Consider the following 18,183-nt stretch of genomic DNA (forward strand, 5'->3'; position numbering starts at 1 on the left):
AATAAACCGCAGTTTTAGAAATAGACCCCAAAACTGCGGTTTTTATATTACTTACAATAATCCTTCGTCATTTCATCATTAATTTCTTTTGCGGATTTGATTTCGTGAATGTCGCTGATGCCGTTGCCTACGGAAACATAGCCGTTTTCATTTGCTCCGATAATGTCGTGTTCCCTGTCGCCTATCATAACAGCCGAGGATTTATCGAATATATCTCCCGAAGAAGGAGTAACACTAATATTCATAAAGCCATTTGAACGAAGCAGATCATCAGTAAAATTTTCAAAATCCCTACCTTCCATAATATCAACTTCATTTAACTTAGGGATATCAGGTGAAGCATAAGTTACTATATTTGTGATAAATAGCTCTTTGACGCTGTCATTAGTGTTCGGGAAAATACTGTTTTCGAGCTTGTCTATAAAAAATCCGTCATCAGAGTAATCTATATCTATCCCAAACTTAGTTTTATAGATTTCGGAAACACTCGGCGTTTCAGCAATCATTTTCCGAATTTCTGCATCCGATAAAACAGAGTAGTCATTATCGTGGGAATCATCATCTATAACTGTTTCTTTTTCAGCAGGTAATTCGTTATATATTATTTCCCACTCTTTATATGTAACAAGGACATCACGCGGTTTAGCGCCTTGATGAGGTCCAACTACTCCTAACTGTTCCAGTTCATCCAACAATTTGCCCGCTCTCGCATATCCGATTTTTAACCTTCGTTGAATAATAGAAGTTGAAGCATTTGCCGAATCAATAACACACTTAGCAGCTAAATCAAGCATTGAGTCACGTTTAGGGCATATATTTTGACTTCTTTCTTCATTGGATAGTTGCCGAATTTTTTTCTTCTTCAGCTATCTGCCGAATTCTTTTTTCTATTTCGAGATTGTATTGATCGTTGCGACTCACATTATCATCTCCAAGATTTATTATAATTATAGTAACATATCATATGGATATTTGCAACAGGAACACACCTTTAAATCAATCATATTAGCACATTATATCGAGAAATAAAAAAGCCGAAGGCGAAGGCGCGGGACGGCTCGCCGAGACGGTTGACGACGCGGTAGCAGGGGATATGCGCGGGATCGGGATTGACGTGCAGGGCGTAGCCGACGACGCGGCTCCAGCGCGGGTTGCCCGCGAGCATGGCGATCTGTCCGTAGGTCGCGACCTTGCCGCGGGGGATCCTTCTGACAACGTCGTAGATCAGTTCAAAAGAGTTTTTCATCACATCACCGCCTCGTGTTTGATTATAGCATGGACGGGAGGAGATAGCAATATACTTGCTTGACAGTTCGGGAGGACGGGGGTATAATAAGCTTATCAAAAATGTTAGGAGATCGAAGATGAAAAAACTATTCGGAGGAATCAATCTGACTTGGCCGAGGGTGATTATAGGGGCTGTGATCGCGGGCGTGGTGACGGCGGTGTTCGCGATCGTTCCGATATTTTTGAACACGTCGTTCCATACGATAACAGCGACCTTTGAGGTATGGATTTTGTTCGGTATCTTTATCATCATGAACAGCAAATCAAACTTGGATTCCGCCTTGAAGTGCTTTGTTTTTTTCCTGATCAGCCAGCCGCTGGTGTATTTGATACAGGTGCCGTTCAGCAGTATGGGCTGGGGGTTGTTCGGATATTACGGGTACTGGTTTATTTGGACGCTCCTTTGCTTCCCGATGGGCTTTGTCGGCTATTACATGAAAAAGGACAAGTGGTGGGGATATCTGATCCTGCTGCCGATGATCTTGCTGACGGGCATGTCTTATATGAATTATTTTTCGGATTGTCAGTTTTCGTTCCCGCGGTATATCCTGATCACACTGTTCTGTGCGGCGGCGATGATATTGTATCCCGTGTGTATCTTCCGCGATAAAAGGATACGGATCACGGGCGCGGCGATCGGCGCGGCGGCTGTCGTAACACTGACGGTGATCTGCCTGCTCAATCCCCCTGTGTACAGCACGGATATCCTCTCGAGCAGCGAGGAGACGCCCCTTGACGACACGTACACGGTCGCCATTGAGGACAGCAGCTACGGCGATATCAAAATCGTTTATATGGAAGAGATCGAGGGTTATATGGTGCATGCCGACCTGAAAAAATCAGGAGAAACGAGCTTTACGCTCAAGGCTCCTGACGGAAAGACGCGGGAATTCGGCTTGACGATCGAGAGAAATACCTATGAAGTAACGGAGAAATAAAGGAGTCAGACAATGGAAGCGAATAAATATTGTCAATGCTGCGGTATGCCGCTGACGGACGAGGATATGCTTAGTCGTGAAGCGGACGGCAGTATTAACGACGACTACTGCAAATGGTGCTATGCGGACGGGAAGTTCGCCTATGACAGCAAGGAGAAGCTGCTGGATTTCCTGATGGAGCATGTGCCGAATACGGAGGATATCCCTGATGATGAACGCCGCGCGGCGTATGACGGGTATCTGTCGCAGTTGAAACGCTGGAAAGAAGCATAATCAAAGATAATAAAGGCGCCCTTGATCGTGCGGTTTACGGTCAAGGGCGCCTGTTTAGTTATCGGTTCAGAGTGGTGATATGGTCGTGAAACGAATCATCATTGACTTGTCAATCTATAACTTGGCGAAGCAAAATCACTCCCATTCCACCGTTCCGGGAGGCTTGGAGGTGATGTCGTAAACTACGCGGTTTACGTGGGTCACTTCATTAATAATGCGGTTTGAGACCTTGCCGAGAATATCATACGGAATCTTTGCCCAGTCGGCGGTCATGAAGTCGTCGGTCGTTACCGCGCGGATTGCAACAAGCTCGCTGTAGGTGCGCGCGTCGCCCATTACGCCGACGGTCTTTACACCGGGGAGTACCGCAAAGAACTGGCTCATCTTGTCGGCATAGCCGCACTTGTCCATCTCGTCGCGGAGAATAGCGTCGGCTTCCTGCAAAATTCTTACGCGCTCGGCGGTTACCTCACCGATAACGCGGACGCCCAGTCCCGGCCCCGGGAATGGCTGACGCCATACGAGGTCGTGAGGAAGTCCGAGCTTCTCACCTACCGCGCGTACCTCGTCCTTGAACAAGTCCTTGAGCGGTTCGATGATATCCTCAAACTTGATGTCCTCGGGCACGCCTACCTGGTTGTGGTGGGTCTTGATCTTCGCCGCGTCACCCTTGCCGCTCTCAATGCGGTCGGGGTAAATCGTGCCCTGAGCGAAGAATCCCGAGCCGTAGCTCTCGCGGATTTTATTCCAGAACACGTTATAGAACTCAGTTCCGATGATTTTACGCTTGTCCTCGGGATCGCTCACGCCCTTGAGCTTTGAGAGGAACTCGTCCTGACAGTTGATGCGGACAAAGTTCATGTCGAAGAGCTTAGTGAAGGTGTTTTCAACGAAATCGCCCTCGTCCTTGCGCATTAAGCCCTGATCGACGAATACGCAGGTGAGCTGCTTGCCGATCGCCTTGCTGATCAGCGCCGCGGCAACAGAGGAATCAACGCCGCCCGAAAGACCGAGAACTACGCCCTTGTCGCCTACCTGAGCGCGAATCTGCTCAACGGTGGTGTCGATGAAGCTGTCCATCTTCCACTCGCCCTTACACTCGCAAACGTCGTACAAGAACGCTCTGAGCATGTCCTTGCCGTTCTCGGTATGGTTTACCTCGGGATGGAACTGAACGCCGTATAGTCTGCGCTCGGGGTCAGCCATTGCAGCAACGGGACAATGAGCGGTAGCTGCGGAAACGGTAAAGCCCTCAGGAACCTCGTTTATATAGTCGCGGTGACTCATCCACGAAATGCCCTGAGAAGGAATATTCTTAAAAAGAATATTATCGGGGTTGTAATCGGTCACGGTCTTGCCGTATTCGCTGACAGCGTCGTCAGTCGCGGAGACTACGTTGCCGCCGAGAGAGTAAGCCATGAGCTGACAGCCGTAGCAGATTCCGAGAATCGGCACGCCCAGCTCAAAAATCTCGGGAGTGTAGTGCGGCGAGTTCTCGTCATATACACTGTTGGGTCCGCCTGTGAAGATAATTCCCTTGGGGTTGAGAGCCTTGATTTTTTCAAGCTCCACCGTATAGGGCAGGATTTCGCAATACACATTGCACTCGCGAACCCTTCTGGCGATAAGCTGATTGTACTGACCGCCGAAATCGAGGACAATTACCGTTTCCTTGTTCATATTATACCTCTTTTCAAAATGAACGGGGCTGTCTTGAAACAAGACAGCTCCATTTTATTATCTGTAGATGATATCGCTGCGGGACGGGCCGTTGGAGACCATCTTGATCGGCACGCCGATTTCCTTCTCGGCGAACTCGATATACTCGCGGCACTCCTTGGGAAGCTTATCGTACTCAGTGATACCCGAGATAGAGCACTTCCAGCCCTTGAGCTTTTTGAGGATAGGCTTGCATCTCTTGAGCTTGGTTGTTGACGGGAAGTAGTCGATAACCTCGCCGTCGAGCTCATAACCGACGCAAACGGGGATTTCGTCGAGGTAGCCGAGAACGTCGAGGACGGTAAAAGCAACCTGAGTAGCGCCCTGAACCATGCAGCCGTAGCGTGTGGCAACAAGGTCGAGCCATCCCATACGTCTGGGTCTGCCTGTGGTAGCGCCGAATTCGCCGCCGTCGCCGCCGCGTCTGCGAAGCTCGTCAGCCTCGTCGCCGAAAATCTCGGAAACGAACTCGCCCGCGCCTACAGCGCTGGAGTAGGCCTTGACAACGGTGATGATCTCCTTGATCTCGTAGGGCGGAATACCTGCGCCGACCGCGCCGTAGCCCGCGATCGTGTTGGAGGAGGTTACCATGGGATAGATGCCGAAGTCGGTGTCCTTGAGAGAGCCGAGCTGACCCTCGAGGAGAATGTTCTTGCCTTCCTTGATGGCGTTATGTACGAACATGAACGCGTCGCTGACGTACGGCGCGAGCTGCTCCTTGTACTCCATGAGCTTGTCAAAAACCTCCTGCTCGGTGATTTCGGGCTTGTTGTAGAGGTTCTTGAGGGTCGCGTTCTTGATTTCGAGCGCGTGATGAATCTTCGCCTTCAGAGAGTCGGGATCGTCATAGAGCTCGTTGATCTGAAAGCCGATTTTTGAGTACTTGTCGGAATAGAAGGGCGCGATACCGCTCTTGGTGGAGCCGAAGGAATTCTTGCCGAGACGCTCCTCCTCGTAGCAGTCGAACGCGACGTGGTAAGGCATAACAATCTGAGCGCGGTCGGAGATGATGACGTTGGGTGTGGGTACGCCTCTGTCCTCAAGCTCCTTCATTTCCTTGACGAAGTTCTCGACGCTGAAAGCTACGCCGTTGCCGATGATGTTGGTGATATTCTGATGAAATACGCCCGAAGGGAGCTGATGCAGCGCAAATTTGCCGTAATCGTTGATGATGGTGTGACCTGCGTTCGCACCGCCCTGAAAGCGGATAACGATGTCACTGTCATTGGCTAGGACGTCGGTGATTTTACCCTTTCCCTCATCGCCCCAGTTAGCGCCTACGATTGCTTTTACCATGGTTTTTTCTCCTTATGCTTAAACGTTGATTTCGGGTTTGTCCGATTCAATATCCTTGTATTTTTCGAGCGCGGGAGCAACATATTCAGCGAGGAAGTCCTCGGTCTGCTCCTTTGCTCTGCCTGTGTACTTCTCGGGCTGGAGAATGTTCTCAAGCTCCTCGAGCGTTACGCCGAACGCCTCGTCTGATGCGATTCTGCTGAGAAGGTCGTTCTCGCCGCCTTCCTCCTTGATGACCTTGGAAGCTGCCATTGAGTGAACGCGGATTCTCTCGTGAAGCTGCTGACGGTCAGCGCCTCTCTTCTTTACAGCGTCCATCATGATGTTCTCGGTTGCCATGAAGGGCAGCTCCTTGCGCAGACGCTGCTCGATAACCTTCGGGTAAACGACCAGACCGTCAGCGACGTTAGCGCAGAGTGAGAGCACTCCGTCGATCGCGAGGAACGCTTCGGGCACGCTCAGACGCTTGTTCGCTGAGTCGTCAAGTGTGCGCTCAAACCACTGTGTAGCGGTCGTGAAGTAACCGTTGAGCACGTCAACCATCACGTAACGCGAAAGAGAACCGATTCGCTCGCTGCGCATCGGGTTGCGCTTGTAGGCCATCGCAGATGAACCGATCTGGTTCTTCTCGAACGGCTCCTCTACCTCCTTGAGGTGCTGCAGAAGTCTGATATCGTTGGAGAACTTCGCCGCGGACTGCGCGATACCCGCAAGTACATTGAGGAACTGTGAATCGAGCTTGCGCGAGTAGGTCTGTCCCGATACGGGGAAGCAAGCCTGATAGCCCATTTTTTCGGCGATCTTCTTATCGAGAGCCTTGCACTTCTCATGGTCGCCGTCAAAGAGCTCCAAAAAGCTCGCCTGAGTACCTGTGGTACCCTTTGAGCCGAGCAGCTTAGCCTTTGAAAGCTGATACTCGACGTCCTCGAGATCCATCATGAATTCCTGGATCCAGAGGGTCGCGCGCTTGCCTACGGTCGTGGGCTGAGCGGGCTGAAAATGTGTAAACGCGAGTGTCGGAAGCGCCTTGTATTCGTCCGCGAATTTGGAAAGGTTGCGGATAACGGTGATCAGCTTGTTGCGGACAAGCTTCAGACCCTCGGTCATGATGATGATATCGGTGTTGTCGCCGACGTAGCACGAGGTAGCTCCGAGGTGGATAATACCCTTTGCGTTCGGGCACTGCACGCCGTAAGCGTAGACGTGGGACATTACGTCGTGGCGGACGAGCTTCTCTCTCTCCTGCGCGACTTCATAGTTGATGTCGTCGGCGTGAGCTTTGAGCTCGTCGATCTGAGCCTGTGTTACTGGCAGACCCAGCTCCATTTCCGCCTCGGCAAGCGCAATCCAGAGTCTGCGCCAGGTGCGGAATTTCTTGTCGGGTGAGAATATATATTTCATTTCCTTGCTCGCGTAACGCGCGGACAAGGGTGACTCATAACAATCCTTACTCATTTTCCTGTTCCTTTCCGATACATTTGCTGTCAAAATTCATTCCGCCGCGTTCCTTACCCTCGAGAGTCTCGCGGATAATATCGGCGGGGTAATCTCCCGTGAAGCAGCCCTGACAGAAGCCGACAGGCGCGTAGCCTATCATCTCGTGAAGGCTTTCAACAGGCAGATAGCCGAGGGAATCGGCTCCGCTGAGCTTGGTGATCTCCTCTATTGTATGGTTGCAGGCAATCAGCTCTCCGCGCGACGGAATGTCGGTGCCGTAGTAGCAAGGCCACATGAACGGCGGCGAGCTTATGCGCATATGTACTTCCTTTGCGCCGGCGTCTCTGAGCATTGTGACTATGCGGTCGACGGTGGTTCCGCGAACGATACTGTCGTCGATCATAACCACACGCTTGCCGCGTACCATGTCAGCAATCGGATTGAGCTTGATCCTGACGCTCTTCATGCGCTCGGACTGGCTGGGCTTGATGAAGGTTCTGCCGATGTAGCTGTTCTTGACGATCGCCTTTTCGTAGGGAATGCCGCTCTCCTCAGCGTAGCCGATAGCCGCGTCAATTCCCGACTCGGGTACGCCGATGACCATATCAGCCTCAACGGGGAATTCTCGTGCCAAAATCCTGCCCGCCTGCTTTCTCGCTTCATACACACTCACGCCGTCGATAAACGAATCGCTGCGCGCAAAGTAGATATACTCAAAGATGCAGAGGGACTTTTTCTTTTCGCCGAAATCGGGCTTCATTGTGCGAAGTCCCTTATTGTCTACAATGACGATCTCTCCCGGATCAACGTCGCGGACAAACTCGGCTCCGCAGGCGTCAAGAGCTGCGCTCTCGCTGGCAAAAACATAGGTGCCGTTGAGCTTACCCATGCACAGAGGTCTGAATCCGTGCGGGTCGCGCGCTGCGATCAGCTTTCTCGGGCTCATTACGAGCAGAGAGTACGCGCCCTTGATGTGCGTCATGGTCTGAGCAACCGCTTCCTCTACGGAATGGCAGTTAAGACGTGCGCGAGCGATAAGATAACAGATAACCTCACTGTCGATTGTCGTCTGGAAAATCGCACCCTTATGCTCGAGCTCGCGGCGGATTTCAACCGCGTTGGTGAGGTTTCCGTTGTGAGCGACGGAAAGAGTACCCTTTACATAACGCATAACAAGCGGCTGTGCGTTTTCGAGCACAGAGCCGCCTGCTGTTGAATAACGGACGTGGGAAATACCCATCTGACCGCGAAGTGAGTCAAGAATACTGTTGTTGAACACCTCGGTCACAAGTCCCATATTTTTATGATAGTCGATAACGCCCTCGTCGGACACCGCAATGCCGCAGCTTTCCTGACCTCTGTGCTGAAGCGCAAGAAGTCCGTTGTAGCAGGCATAGGCAGGGTCAAGAGAGCCGTCGCTGAATATTCCGAATACGCCGCACTCCTCGTGCAGCCCTTCTTTTACAAAGTTGTCGAAAGAATAATTCAAAATTTCACCATCCGAAACAGGTTGTAATTTTTTATTCGCCGAGACCGATTCTCTTCATCATTTCGGCATAAGCCTCTTCTACGCCGCCCATGTCGCGACGGAAACGGTCCTTGTCGAGCTTCTCCTGGGTGTCAACATCCCAGAAACGGCAGGTGTCGGGAGAAATCTCGTCTGCGAGAATGATGGTGCCGTCGGGCAGTCTGCCGAACTCGATCTTGAAGTCGATAAGGTCAACCTTGCACTCCTTGAAGAACGCAACCATAACCTCGTTGATTTTCATGGTGTATTTCGCGATAGTGTCAAGCTCTTCCTTAGTCGCGGCGCCGATAGCGATAATCTGGCTGTCGTTGATCATGGGATCGCCGAGAGCGTCGTCCTTGAGGCAGTACTCGAGAGTCGGGCACTTGAACGCTGTGCCTTCGGGAACGCCGAAACGCTTTGAGAAGGAACCTGCGGCCTTGTTTCTGACAATTACCTCAAGAGGAACAATCTGAACCTTCTTGAGCACGGTGTCGCGGTCGTTGAGCTCCTCGACATAGTCGGTGGGAACGCCGTTCTTCTCAAGCAGCTTGAACATGAAGTTGCTCATTCTGTTGTTTACAACACCCTTGCCGACAATGGTGCCCTTCTTCTCACCGTTGAACGCGGTGGCGTCGTCCTTGTAGGATACAACGCAGAGAGCGGGGTCATCTGTAGCGAATACCTTTTTAGCCTTGCCTTCGTAGAGCATTTCTTTCTTTTCCATCTGTCATACCTCCAAAGATTCGTTGCGGTGGAAACCGTCGGAGTCTGCCGAAGGTCGCCTGACCGCTGAAAATACCAATACGTCTATATTATATAATAGTTTTGTCATTTTGGCAACCGTATAAGAATTAAAAACGAATTTTTCCGAATAAAATAAAATATTTTCGTATTCAGGTAAATTTATATATAAATTTGCAACAACTCAAAACAAAGAGAAAACCTGAAAATAAGACTTGATTTTTTTAAGTTATTAATGTATAATTAAGCATGGTAAAATTGCCGGTGTGATGGAATTGGCAGACGTAGCGGACTCAAAATCCGCCGGTAGCGATACCGTACCGGTTCGAGTCCGGTCACCGGCACCAAAAAAGACAGTTTTCGGACTGTCTTTTTTCTTTGCCAAAATTTCTCAGAATGCCCAAAAACGCCTTGAATACTGGGTTTCCGAGTGTTCGTACAGTTAAGTTGAGTAAAGTTGAAATCTGTTAAAATAAGATAAATTACTGTCAAATTTACTGTCAATTCTCTTGGCAAAAACGCAGTGTTTATCGAAAAGTCAAAGAATATCGGCATTTGAAATGCTGTCAAATTACCGAAAATAGCCTGAAAAGCGCTGAATCGTGCTTCTGATCAATAAAAAATTTCACTATTTTCGGAGGTAAAGACTATGACGACGACAAAAATATCTTATACACAGCAGGGTGATTATCTTCTTCCCAATTTGAAATTACCCAAACAGCCGAAGGTCGAAATCGGCGTATTCGGTAAACGTAGGCTTCGTTATTTGGAACACAATCGTAAAATTCTCTACACAAATCTGCTTACTAAAGGCAAGCTGACCGCTTATCTCGCCGATATCGACGAACAGGCGGAGAATATGTTTGATCGGTTGGTAAGTCAGCTTGCAGAGCGTGAGGGTGTAACAGAACAGCTCAAAGCAGAAAATCAAATGCTGTGGGTTAAAAAGATGAACTCTATCCGCAACCGTGCCGAAGAAATTGTCAATCACGAGTTGATTTACAGCTAAAAAACAATAGGCGCTTAAAACGCCCGTGAAGGGCATTCTACGCAAAAACGGGGTAACCGCTCAACAACCACCCCATCCCCCAAAACGCAAGCCCTCGGCAAAACACCGAGGGCTTGATTATGCAAAAACCTTATCCTGAATTATTCACGCCATCGCCTGGTAATCGCCCCAACACAGGGAAAATACTAAAAAAATGAAGAAACGGGCTTTCACCTAAAAGATGAAGCCCGCAGGGTATGGAAAAGGGACTTCAAATTTGGTATAATGTAGTTACCACAACAACAAACCAAAGGAGAGAAGTCCCATGGCTATTATATCAGAAACAGTGTTGGAAAGCAATAAGAAAATTCGCGTAAATTTCGATGGCGGCAATCTTTCTTCGGATGGCGGACTGCTTTTGCTCAAGGAGTTTTATCACAAGCTGGGCGTCAATTCGCTGCTCAGAAATCGTTTCCGCACAACGGACACTGCTTCATTCCGAATCCACAAAGATCATGAGAATCTTTTACAGATGCTCTATCAGATTACCGGCGCCTATTTTCAGGACGATCACGCCGACAGCCTGAGAAACGATCCTGTCCTGAACGCTGTTATCGGCAAAACCGCTTTAGCCTCTCAGCCTACTCTGTCCCGTTTTCACAACCGCATGGATGAACGGAGTTTACAGCAGTTGGAAGAGATACAGCGGATTCTTCGCAGAAGAGTCTATTCTGTCGATAAACCGGAGCACATTCTGTTCGACCTCGATTCCACCTTGCTGGCTGCATATGGCACGCAGGAAGGCGAAGCGTTCAACTACCACTACCAAGCCCACGGTTATCATCCCCTGCTTTGCTTCGACGGAATGACCGGAGATTTACTGATGGTAGAACTGCGCCCGGGAACGCAGTATTGCAGCAACGGAGCAGCCGCATTTATGCTGCCGCTTCTGGAGGAATATCAGAGAGATTATCCTCAAACAGCCCTCTTTGCACGGGGAGACAGCGGTTTTGCCACAGATGAACTCTACAGTCTGTTTGAAACAAACGGCACCGGCTATGTCATTCGGCTCAAGGAAAATCCTGTGCTGAGAAGACTTGCTCAAGACTTGGACTCTGAACTGTATGATCTTACCCGGGAGGACACTGTTTCTCATGCCGTCGTGTATGGCGAGTTTCTGTACAAGGCGGGTTCTTGGGATTACCCCAGACGCGTCGTCTGCAAAATCGAGAAGCCTTACGGTCAGATGATTCACATGCATACCTTTGTCGTGACCAATATGGAGTCCTCTCCTGAGGATTTAATCCGCTTTTACTGCAAGCGGGGAAATATGGAAAACTTCATCAAGGAGTGCAAATCCGGCTTTGATATGAGCTATGTCAGCAGTTCTTCCATGATTGTCAACGCCAACCGGGTTCAGATTCATGCGCTGGCATACAATCTATTTAACTGGTTTCGCCGCCTGACACTGCCTGAATCCATGCGAAAGGATCGTATCGACACTGTCAGACTCAAGCTGTTGAAAATTGCAGCCAGAATCGTCAGCTCCGCGAGATATGTGTATTTTAAACTGTGCAGTTACTGTCCATACCAAACGCAGTTTTTCGAGACTCTCGCCAATATTAAAAAACTCAGTCCGCAACTCAAATAGACGTTACCCCGTGTACCTTGACAGCTTCAAAACTCCCGTTCAAAAATTATCTGACCCCCAAGGGAGTAGTGCGCCTTTATTCGGTGGAAAACTTTGCAGGGTGTCAGTTTTGCTGCTGTTTTCTCTTACATATCCATTTTCATACGCAATTCCGGATATCCGTGAATAATTCGGGTGTATTCTTCTGTTAATGGTGCCGGTTTGGTTCTCGTTGCAATGGATTCTTTGATCTCCTTGCTCCAGGGCATAAAGCTTTCCAGATCTTCATTTGAAAACGGTCTGCCTATGTACTGCATATTTGTCAAAATGAGGTTGAGGTATGTGTACGGTTCTATACCGTTTGCTTTTGCTGTTTCGATCAGACTGTAAATGATCGCGCTGGATTTGGCACCTTTGACGGTGTCGGAGAACAGCCAGTTTTTTCGCCCGATAACAAACGGTCGGATCGCGTTCTCGGCAAAGTTGTTGGAAATTTCAACCTCGCCGTTTTTCAAAAACGCTCGCAGATACTGCTCTTGGTTCAAGGCATAATTTACCGCGTCCTCCAGCTTGCTGCCGATAACGGGGTCGAGAGATCGCACCCAAAGGACACGCCAAAGCGTACTTTCCCGGGAAAAGAAGCTCCTGAATCATCTCGTTGGTAACGTCGTCACCCAACGGCCAGGAGATTCCGGCTTTCTTCGCTTTATCAGGTACATCAGAGATCGTGTGACGCGAGCAGTACAACTCTCGCTCCATCGCTCGCTGACTATGCCCTTCGCTGTGCAGTCTTAAAATGTTTCGGTAGTCGATCATTTCGACACCCTCCTTTTTGATTTAGTCACGCTTACGCGTGCCAAATCAATTATAGAGGGTGGTGCTCAGCTCCGTAAAGGGTGGTGCTAAAGCCGCGTGACCGTGGTGCTAAAACTCCGTGCAAGTGGTGCTCACGCGGCGGAATATACACATTTATTATACCACATTTTCGCTGTTTTGTCAGTATTTATCGGAGGTTTTGGGTTATTCAGTTTACATTACTTTAAATTATAATATTTATAATTATCACAACACAGTTTTTGGGTTTTTTCATGCTTTTATTGAATTTTATTATTAATTCTATACAAAGCAAGTCGACAAAATTTATGTTGCTTATATACAATTTATCAGCGATTGCTTTGGCAGTTATACCGAAATATTAATTTGCTTTTTCTGTATTTATTCACAATTTAGTATCATAATCACGCGTATTCTTCCCTCCTGCGCTCAAACGGCGAAAAAAACGCCCTTTTCAGAGCGCAAAAAAGGCCGGCAAAAGCCGACCTTTGAATATTGAAATTTTACAGAGTCTGAACCGTCAGTCCTTCTCCGTCAGATGTGACGTGTATCGAGGACAAGCTGCCGTTCTCGGAGGAAATCATCGCCTCGGCGATCTTCTCCTCTACCTCACGGCGGATTGTATTGCGCAAGTCGCGTGCTCCGCTCTTGCCGCCACAGGATTTCTCAGCGAGATATTCGCAAGCCTTGTCGTCGTATGTAAAGGAAATATGCTTCTCCTCAAGTGTGGATACGTATTCAGCGAGCATGAGCCCCGCGATTTTTACATAATCCTCGGACTTGAGATTATTGAACACGATCACCTCGTCAACTCTCGCGATAAACTCGGGACGGAGAAAATCGGACAGTGCCTTCATTACCTTCTCCTTGGACGCGTCCTCCATTGTCTTTCCAAAGCCGAGAGCACTTTCCTTTGTGCCTGAGCCGGCGTTTGAGGTCATTACAATGACGGTGTTCTCAAAGTTTACGGCTCTGCCGTGAGCGTCTGTTACCTTTCCCTCATCGAGAATCTGGAGCAGGATATTGAGCACATCGGGGTGCGCCTTTTCGATCTCGTCAAAGAGCAGTACGGAATAAGGACGGCGGCGAACCTTCTCGGTAACCTGTCCCGCCTCGTCATAGCCTACATATCCGGGTGGTGAACCGATGATCTTGGACACCGAGTGCTTCTCCATAAACTCAGACATATCAAGGCGGATAAGGGTTTCGGGTGTATCGAAGAGCTGCTGGCTGAGTACCTTTACAAGCTCGGTCTTTCCTACGCCTGTCGGGCCTACAAAGATAAAGGAAGCGGGTCTGCGGCGCGGCGAAATCTGGCAGCGGCTTCGCTTGATTGCTGATGCGAGAGCCTCCACAGCCTCGTCCTGACCGATAATTTTCTTCTTGAGCTCTCCCTCGAGGTCGGCGAGCTTCGAAAGCTCGTTCTCGCGGATACGTGACGCGGGAATGCCCGTCCACAGCTCGATTACCTTGGCGATATCCTCTTCGGTAACGTGCGAAATCAGGCTGTCGGGATCAATGCCCGACAGCTCTGAATCTATTTTAGCAAGGTCGGTGTTGACCTCGGCAAGCTTTTCATAGTCGACATTCTCGGCGGTTGTCAGCTCTTCCTTGAGCTGAACAAGGTTCTGCTTCTGCTCGTTGAGCTTATCGCTGCGCTCAAGATCCTTGTTCCTCAGAGCTGCGCACGCACAGCTCTCGTCGAGAAGGTCGATAGCCTTATCGGGCAGAAAGCGGTCTGTGATGTAGCGCTCTGAGAGGACTACCGTCTTGCGAACAATGTCGTCATCAACAACAACGCGGTGATGGTTCTCGTAATATTCCTTGACTCCCGCGATTACCTCGATAGACTGAGCAATTGTCGGCTCGCCTACCTTGACGGGTTGGAAACGCCTTTCGAGAGCGGAGTCCTTTTCTATGTATTTTCTGTATTCGTTGAAGGTCGTAGCGCCGATTACCTGTACCTCGCCGCGTGAAAGAGCAGGCTTGAGGATATTTGCGGCGTTCATTGTTCCCTCGCTGTCGCCTGTACCGACAAGACTGTGAACCTCGTCGATAAAGAGAATGATGTTGCCGCTCTCCTTGATTTCGGAGACAAGTCCCTTGATACGGCTCTCAAACTGACCGCGGAACTGGGTGCCCGCTACAAGCGAGGTGAGATCAAGCAGCTGGATTTCCTTATTCTTAAGGCGCTGGGGAACATCGCCCGAAGCTATCCTGAGCGCTAGACCCTCGGCGATGGCGGTTTTACCTACGCCCGGCTCACCGATAAGACAGGGATTGTTCTTTGTTCGGCGGGAAAGAATCTGAATTACACGCGCGATTTCGGTATCTCTGCCGACAATGCGGTCGATCTTGCCGTCTCTCGCCTTGCGGGTCAAGTCCTCGCAGTAAAGGTTGATGTGCTTTCTCTTCTTATCCTTCTTCTCGGGCTTTTTAGGGTTGCCGGACTGGGAATCGATCTTCTGTCCGCCGAAGATATTATTGAAGAAATTCGGGAACGCGGGCGCGCCGTGAGAGAAATCATCGTCGTCGCTGCCGGTCTGCTCAGCCGCGAAATCCTCCATCTGCTCAGCGAGATTGCCCGCGCCGAGCTGCTCCATCAGGCTGTTGATGTCGCCGCCCTGCATGAGGGAATTCATCTGATCCTGGACGTTTTCAAGATCCTCGTCGGAAATGCCCATCTTGCTTATCAAGTCCTCTACAGGCTTGATTTTCAGCTCCTTGGCACAGCTGAGGCAATAGCCGATCGTCGGCGCGTCCTTGGAATTATTATTTGTAACGAAAACGACCGCCTGCCGTTTTCCGCATCTGCTGCAAATCATAGTCAGTACCTCATATTATCTGTTGGTTAGGTTCTTATAGGTTTTTATTGTATAATAAATCGCGACAAATAGCAAGTCTGTTCACAAAAGCGTCACGAATTTTTTTTAGCTTTGCTTTCCTTTATCAGTAGCAGGAACATTCTCGAGTAATTCAGAAGTGCAAAAAGCATTACAAGAGCTGTCAGAATAAACAGTACCGTCACAAGAGTGAGGCTCTCGTAGGAGAATACTGCCTTCAAAAAGATTATTGTGACCACCGAGAAATAAAATACGACGGTCGCGAATTTACCGTACCAGCGCGCGGGAGGCGGAGTAATGCGCTTTATCAGCAGAATCAGTCCGCAGAACAGCATGGTGATCTCCTTGAACATCAAAAGCCCCAGAAGAGGCAGAATCGCGGGATAGTAGATTATCATACACAGCGCCACCGAAAACAGCGTGAGCTTGTCGGCGATCGGGTCGAGAATCTTTCCAAGAGAAGTCACCTGATTTAGTTTACGCGCCAGCAGTCCGTCAAAACAATCGGTCAGTCCCGAAAAGCCGATGCACACCGCTGCACCAATATAGTTTTGCTGCAGAAAGAAATACATAAACGGCACAACCAGCAGAAACCTGAGATAGGTCAGCAGGTTCGGAACTGTCCATAAATCGGAGATTTTGAAACTCCAGCTTTCATTATCCATAAATATCACCCTGTATATTTCCTATAAATATACGCACAGCGCCCTGAAAAGCGTACCGAAATACTGGTGGTTATCCGTCAGCGCAGGGCTTGCGTATGTCATTATAACATAAAAAATATTAATTGCAAGGCAAACAAACACAATTCCTTCGATACAGCCGAAAATACCGCCAAAGAAATGATTTATTCCGCTGAGCGCGGATAGTCGGAAGAATTTGAGGATCGCCCTGATAATTAGCTTGATTATGATCATAAAAAGGAAGAACAGCACTGTCATTACAATGACGTTGAGCACGGCGATGATTATCTCGCTCATAGGCTGTTCGATTGTTTTGGCAAGCTGCTGTGCCTGTGTATCGTCAATGATGATACCCTTCTGCAGATTGCCCGTGTTCACTCCCATCGGAGCGAAAAAGGTATTGAGCATTGTATTTACCCAATCGGGAGCTGACTTCATCGAGTTGGCAACCGCCTCGGAAAAACCGTTTTTGGCAATCTCTGACTCGAGGTTCGATAGGATAACCTTCTGAATGAAGGTTGTGTATATCCAGCCCGATATCACTCCCGAAAGAAAATGCGACAGCATAAGATTGAGCACCAATCCCGCAAAATTCAGCAGTGTCCGCGCAAAGCCGCGAATTGCTCCGATAACTATAAAACCGATGATGACCGCTGCGATTATCAGGTCAGATATCATTCGCCCGCCTCACTTTGCTGCTCCTGTTCGAGCTTCTCCTGCTCGCGCTGCTGCCGCTCCATCTCCGCCGTCACCTTCGCAAGATCGAAGTAGCGCATCTGGTTGATACTGAGAACGTAAGCGGTGGAATCCGACGTCAGCGTTACGGCAGTAGCGCCCGTACCCACGTCGCAGGTGTTGGTTATATTTCCCTCCGAATTGAAGGTGTAGATTGTGTTGCCGTCGAGAACGGCCATCGTACCCTTGAATACGGAGAACGACTCGGCGCCCTTTTCGGTGTCTATCTGTGTCTGAACGTCACCGTTATCGTTATATCTTATGAGCGTACAGCTTCTGCCGTCACCGCTTTTTGAGAGGGCTATAGCATAGCTTCTGGTCGACGGACTGAAGCAGTAATTCGTTAGCTTTCCCTCATATTTGACGCTTGCGTAGTCCTCTTCGCCGACCTTTACGACATATGACGCGTTTTCACCGACAAGGGCGATTCTCCTGCCGCTGATATACCTGCTGTCGAGAATCGAATCATTCTCAATCGTGTACTTTCCGACAGGCTCTTCCTTCGAGAAGTCGAGCACATATATGCCCGTGCGCATCGCGCCGTTGTTGCTCGTTATGCCGCAGGCAACGCAGCCGCTGCCGTCGCTGTTTATCGCGACCGAGTTGATGTAATATTCCGAAAAAGAATATTTATATATTCTGTTGTTATTCCGGTCAAAGGCGTACAGCTCGCTGAGAAAGCCGTTGCCCTCGGTGACAAGGCAGAAGTTTCCGTTAGGAGCGATATCTCCCGTGAAAATCACGCCTTCCGCGGTTCCCGCGTAAAGCTCCTTGTCGTATGTGAGAATCTGGTAGCCCGTATCGCCCAGCCCGTAGGTGAGGAAACGGTTTTCGCCGCTCTTCATAACAGGCTTTGAGTAACGAAGCTGAACGTTGGCAATCTCCTTGCCCGAGGAGTTGAGAGTGACGAACGAGGTATCTGAAGCATAGGCGACTCTGCTCTGGTTTACGGCGAAGTTGCCCTTCTTGACCTCGGAGCCGACAAGCTCTACGGGATAACCCTTGCCGCCGTTTCCGAGAACCTCATAGCTCCACCACATGGACAGGTTTTCCGGAGAAAGCTTGTCGCGGTTCGCAAAGGCGAGAACAAGAAGTCCCGCCACAAGCGCGATGGCCACAGCAATGATTATTTTTTTGACTGCCTTCGGAGAGATATTCGTGCGTTCCTGCTCGTAATCCTCGAGAGGAATGTCCTCATAGCTGATGACGGTGCGTTCCTTATTCGGCTTAGTTTCCGCGTACCGTCCGTTTCTTTTATTGAACATATTG

General features: G+C 49.4%; 16 protein-coding genes, 1 tRNA gene and 1 pseudogene. 5 read left to right on the forward strand and 13 right to left on the reverse strand.

Translation table 11 applies throughout. The features are described from left to right. Positions 1 to 47: 47 nt before the first annotated feature. Positions 48 to 794 (reverse strand): DNA translocase FtsK, encoded by a 747-nt coding sequence (locus tag AB1I49_RS06785; protein ID WP_407720511.1) that lies wholly within the window; start codon positions 792 to 794, stop codon positions 48 to 50. A 206-nt stretch (positions 795 to 1,000) separates the two neighbouring features. Next, complete coding sequence (locus AB1I49_RS06790; RefSeq protein ID WP_201426547.1) at positions 1,001 to 1,246, reverse strand: MGMT family protein; 246 nt, start codon at positions 1,244 to 1,246, stop codon at positions 1,001 to 1,003. A gap of 118 nt (positions 1,247 to 1,364) precedes the next feature. Between AB1I49_RS06790 and AB1I49_RS06795 the strand changes: the two genes are divergently transcribed. Both AB1I49_RS06795 and AB1I49_RS06800 read left to right on the forward strand, forming a co-directional pair. Next, positions 1,365 to 2,225: a hypothetical protein gene (locus AB1I49_RS06795; RefSeq protein WP_407720512.1), complete on the forward strand. Its 861-nt coding sequence runs from the start codon at positions 1,365 to 1,367 to the stop codon at positions 2,223 to 2,225. A gap of 12 nt (positions 2,226 to 2,237) precedes the next feature. Beyond that, positions 2,238 to 2,498 (forward strand): zinc ribbon domain-containing protein, encoded by a 261-nt coding sequence (locus AB1I49_RS06800; protein WP_407720513.1) that lies wholly within the window; start codon positions 2,238 to 2,240, stop codon positions 2,496 to 2,498. A gap of 135 nt (positions 2,499 to 2,633) precedes the next feature. Here the strand turns inward: AB1I49_RS06800 and guaA are convergent, their stop codons facing one another. The 5 genes from guaA to purC are packed head-to-tail and all read right to left on the reverse strand — an operon-like array spanning position 2,634 to position 9,184. Continuing rightward, complete coding sequence (gene guaA / locus AB1I49_RS06805) at positions 2,634 to 4,178, reverse strand: glutamine-hydrolyzing GMP synthase (RefSeq protein ID WP_201426544.1); 1,545 nt, start codon at positions 4,176 to 4,178, stop codon at positions 2,634 to 2,636. A gap of 57 nt (positions 4,179 to 4,235) precedes the next feature. Then, positions 4,236 to 5,513, reverse strand: a complete 1,278-nt coding sequence (locus AB1I49_RS06810) for an adenylosuccinate synthase (RefSeq protein WP_407720514.1) — start codon at positions 5,511 to 5,513, stop codon at positions 4,236 to 4,238. 18 nt (positions 5,514 to 5,531) lie between these two features. Further along, on the reverse strand, positions 5,532 to 6,968 hold the full coding sequence (gene purB / locus AB1I49_RS06815) for an adenylosuccinate lyase (RefSeq protein ID WP_316610810.1): 1,437 nt from the start codon (positions 6,966 to 6,968) through the stop codon (positions 5,532 to 5,534). Then, positions 6,961 to 8,442, reverse strand: coding sequence for an amidophosphoribosyltransferase (gene purF / locus AB1I49_RS06820; protein ID WP_407721646.1), 1,482 nt, complete (start codon positions 8,440 to 8,442; stop codon positions 6,961 to 6,963). Before purF ends, purB begins: the two co-directional genes overlap by 8 nt. A gap of 28 nt (positions 8,443 to 8,470) precedes the next feature. Further along, entirely contained in the window at positions 8,471 to 9,184 is a 714-nt protein-coding gene (gene purC, locus AB1I49_RS06825) for a phosphoribosylaminoimidazolesuccinocarboxamide synthase (protein WP_201428932.1), read from the reverse strand. Positions 9,185 to 9,461: 277 nt separating this feature from the next. Here purC and AB1I49_RS06830 point away from each other — a divergent pair. The 3 genes from AB1I49_RS06830 to AB1I49_RS06840 all read left to right on the forward strand — a co-directional run bounded on the left by AB1I49_RS06830 (position 9,462) and on the right by AB1I49_RS06840 (position 11,840). Next, positions 9,462 to 9,548, forward strand: a tRNA-Leu gene (locus tag AB1I49_RS06830). Between the two features lie 302 nt (positions 9,549 to 9,850). After that, positions 9,851 to 10,210 carry a TnpV protein gene (locus AB1I49_RS06835; protein WP_407720515.1) on the forward strand — a complete coding sequence of 120 codons (360 nt, stop codon included), beginning with the start codon at positions 9,851 to 9,853 and terminating at the stop codon, positions 10,208 to 10,210. A 304-nt stretch (positions 10,211 to 10,514) separates the two neighbouring features. Further along, a complete protein-coding gene (locus AB1I49_RS06840; RefSeq protein WP_330054891.1) occupies positions 10,515 to 11,840 on the forward strand; it encodes an IS1380 family transposase in 1,326 nt (441 codons plus the stop codon). A gap of 125 nt (positions 11,841 to 11,965) precedes the next feature. Here AB1I49_RS06840 and AB1I49_RS06845 read toward each other — a convergent pair whose 3' ends face one another. The 6 genes and pseudogenes from AB1I49_RS06845 to AB1I49_RS06870 form a co-directional block, all read right to left on the reverse strand. Continuing rightward, positions 11,966 to 12,175 carry a hypothetical protein gene (locus AB1I49_RS06845; RefSeq protein WP_407721647.1) on the reverse strand — a complete coding sequence of 70 codons (210 nt, stop codon included), beginning with the start codon at positions 12,173 to 12,175 and terminating at the stop codon, positions 11,966 to 11,968. After that, positions 12,154 to 12,421 (reverse strand): annotated as a pseudogene (locus tag AB1I49_RS06850) (transposase); the annotation flags it as partial. The gene AB1I49_RS06845 and the pseudogene AB1I49_RS06850, both read right to left, overlap by 22 nt. Before the next feature lie 735 nt (positions 12,422 to 13,156). Then, entirely contained in the window at positions 13,157 to 15,478 is a 2,322-nt protein-coding gene (locus AB1I49_RS06855) for an ATP-dependent Clp protease ATP-binding subunit (protein WP_407720516.1), read from the reverse strand. Positions 15,479 to 15,570: 92 nt separating this feature from the next. Beyond that, positions 15,571 to 16,161, reverse strand: coding sequence for a CDP-alcohol phosphatidyltransferase family protein (locus AB1I49_RS06860; RefSeq protein ID WP_405317476.1), 591 nt, complete (start codon positions 16,159 to 16,161; stop codon positions 15,571 to 15,573). A 21-nt stretch (positions 16,162 to 16,182) separates the two neighbouring features. Continuing rightward, positions 16,183 to 16,857 (reverse strand): CvpA family protein, encoded by a 675-nt coding sequence (locus AB1I49_RS06865; RefSeq protein WP_407720517.1) that lies wholly within the window; start codon positions 16,855 to 16,857, stop codon positions 16,183 to 16,185. Further along, on the reverse strand, positions 16,854 to 18,179 hold the full coding sequence (locus tag AB1I49_RS06870; RefSeq protein WP_316611979.1) for a DUF5711 family protein: 1,326 nt from the start codon (positions 18,177 to 18,179) through the stop codon (positions 16,854 to 16,856). Before AB1I49_RS06870 ends, AB1I49_RS06865 begins: the two co-directional genes overlap by 4 nt. Positions 18,180 to 18,183: the final 4 nt, after the last annotated feature.

Source organism: Ruminococcus sp. NATIVEDY160 (genome assembly GCF_045819885.1).
Classification (GTDB): Bacteria; Bacillota; Clostridia; order Oscillospirales; family Acutalibacteraceae; genus Ruminococcoides.